Genomic DNA, 2,551 nt, shown 5'->3' with positions numbered 1-2,551 from the left:
CGGGCGATCACGTGGGGTTCGGCGCTCGCCGCCGCGGCCTTGAACGTGGCGCACACGATCCACCGGAGCGTTCCGCTCGCGGTCGTCCTGGGGATCGCGTCGATGCTCGGCGTGCTGCTCTGGGAGTCCTACGCACACAGCCAAGCGGAGCACGCCGGCGGGAAGACGGGCGAGCAGTTGCGCGCCGAGCTGTACCGCACGGCGCGGTTTCGCAAGGTGAGTCGGCGCATGCGCGACCTGCTCGCCGCGGTGCCCGGCTTGACGGAGGATGCGGCGTGGATCGTGGCGTGGCGTGCGGTGTACGGCGCCGATCCCGGGGTGACGCGTCGCACGCTCAAGCGTCATCACAAGGCGGTGCGCAAGGTCGCCGAACTGCTCGCCGACGCGCCCGAGTCGGGTGTCGAGCCGGTCGCGTTGTCGGTGTTGCAGACTCCGACCGCAACTCTCGCCGACGTCGCCCCGGGCGGGTCGGTGCTCGACTCCGACAAGGCCGTGCGGGACGCGTTGATCCTCGCGTTCGACTCGGCGCGGCCGGTCGCCGAGCTGCTCGGCAAGGTCCGCTCGACTGCCCCGACTGATGAGAAGCAGTCGACCCCTGATCAGCACATTTCATCACAAAGCGGAGTGATCGAGTCGGGCGTGATCCGGTCGACCGGTGGTCGTCCGCGCAAGTCGACCGGCAAGGTTCCGCCCGCTGCGAAGTCGACCGGCCGCAACCGGTCGACCGATGAACTACTCGTACAGGCACGAGAGTTGACGGCCGGTTGGCCGGTCGACCGACTGACGGGCGAGGCGGTCCGCAAGGCGGTCCGCACGTCGTCGGCGAACGGCCGGACCCTGCGGGACGCGCTGCTCGCCGAACGCACCGCCAGCGGCCTGCACCTCGTGGTCGACGGCGACGCCACCGGCGAGGCGTGATGGCCCGGTTCCGGAAACGCTTCTGGGACCCCACCGGCGCCCGCTACGGCACGCCGACCTACCCGTGGCGGTCCGCCCCCGACGGGCTCATGACGCGCCGACAGCTCCGGGCGGAAGGGTTGCGGCCCGGCGGGCAGGACCCCGCCGCGCAACTCATGTGGCAGTCCAGGGCACGCGGGTTGCGCGTCGCGTACCTGTACCGCGTCGACCGCGCCCGCACGGTCCGGCCGATGACACCGGGCCGACACCGCGCGCTCGCCGCGGCGATGACCGCCCGGCGCACCTGCCCGACCTGCCGCGCCGATGCGGGATACGTCATCCCGACGTCGCTCGGCTGCTGCGTGGCCTGCGCCCATCCCGAGGAACAGCGCGTCGCCTGACCACCGAAACCAGGGAGCCGTAATGAGCTGCACCACCGGCCCGGACTTCGAGGACGTCGACCGGGGCGACACCGTCACCGCCGCACTGCCGCCGCGCTGTCACGGGGCGACCATGCGGGACCTGTCCGAGGACACCGACCCCGAGACCCGCGCCGCCATGGACGCCGGCCTGCACGGCCGGTGGCAGTGCTGGGACTGCGAGTGCGAGATCTACACCGACGCCAACGGCGCGGTGACCGAGCGCCCGTACGACGCCTGCGACGACCACTGCACCTGCCACCGCTGACCGTCTCCACAACCGCGGGCCCCGGCCACGCCTGGCAGCAACCGCCGGGGCCCGCCCTCCCCAAAGAGGAGAGATCCAGCATGTCGCACGACACCTTCGACAGTCCCGACTTCGAGTCGGATCCCTTCGACAAGCAGGGCGACGACACCCCGCCCGGCGGGTCGGTCCTTCCCTTCAAGCAGCGTGAGAGCGTCGACCCGGACGCCGAGACCCGCGTCGACCCGGACCCCGACCCGATCGAGGACGACGACGACAACCCGCCGGTGCCGGTCGACCCGCCGGGGCGTGAGCGGCCGACGTGGAACGAGTCGGTGCGCGGCGAGCAGCGCCGCGCCGTGCTCCCGTCGTGGCTTCGCTCGCGTGATGCGTTGCGTGAGCAGGCGCGGTGGGTCTTCGACCACTACCGGCACGTGTTCGCGTTCCACGCCGTGCGCACCCCGGTCTACGCCGGAACCCTCGCGGTGCGCTCCCCGCTCGGCGCGGTGCGCCTGGTGGGCCGTGCGTTCCGGTGGGTGGGCGACGCCGACGCCCGGCCGGTGCGGGCGGAAGCGATCCGCAGGGCCGACGCCAACGAGTACCTGAAGCTTGCCAAGCACCGCGACGGCAAGGCACGGCTGCGCGGAACCATCCTCGCCGCGGCGTGCCTGTGCGCGAGCGTGCTGTTCACCGCGCTCGTGCTCGCCGGTCCCACGTGGGCGCTGCTGTTGACGCTCGCGGGGATCGTCGCGGGTTTGGGGTTCGTCGGCGCCCCGGAGGATCGGCCGGTGATCGGCCCGTCCGTGGTCAAGCCGCAGGTGCAGAAGCTCACGAGCCACTTTGTGTTGCGCGCGCTGGGCGCGTTGGGGATCGCCGAGATCAACAAGGCGATGGCCAAGGGTTGGGGCGGCAAGGCGTTCGTCGCCCCGATCACCCGCGACGGACCCGGATGGCGCGCGGACGTGGACCTGCCGTACGGGGTGACCGCGGT

At 72.2% G+C, this 2,551-nt stretch carries 2 protein-coding genes and 2 pseudogenes; all 4 read left to right on the top strand.

Annotation, left to right across the window (positions count from 1 at the left end; translation table 11 throughout):
- Positions 1–918, top strand: a pseudogene (locus GT354_RS23075) (hypothetical protein); the annotation flags it as partial.
- The gene (locus GT354_RS23070; protein ID WP_161358282.1) at positions 918–1,298 is read left to right on the top strand and encodes an RRQRL motif-containing zinc-binding protein; all 381 of its coding nucleotides are present in this window, start codon (positions 918–920) and stop codon (positions 1,296–1,298) included. The pseudogene GT354_RS23075 and the gene GT354_RS23070, both read left to right, overlap by 1 nt.
- A gap of 22 nt (positions 1,299–1,320) precedes the next feature.
- Complete coding sequence (locus tag GT354_RS23065) at positions 1,321–1,584, top strand: hypothetical protein (protein WP_161358281.1); 264 nt, start codon at positions 1,321–1,323, stop codon at positions 1,582–1,584.
- 80 nt (positions 1,585–1,664) lie between these two features.
- Positions 1,665–2,551, top strand: a pseudogene (locus GT354_RS23060) (cell division protein FtsK); the annotation flags it as partial.

Source organism: Streptomyces sp. SID3343, assembly GCF_009865215.1.
Taxonomy (GTDB): Bacteria; Actinomycetota; Actinomycetes; order Streptomycetales; family Streptomycetaceae; genus Embleya.
Note: the sequence above shows the minus strand (reverse complement) of the source record. Positions and strands in the feature narration are given on the sequence as shown.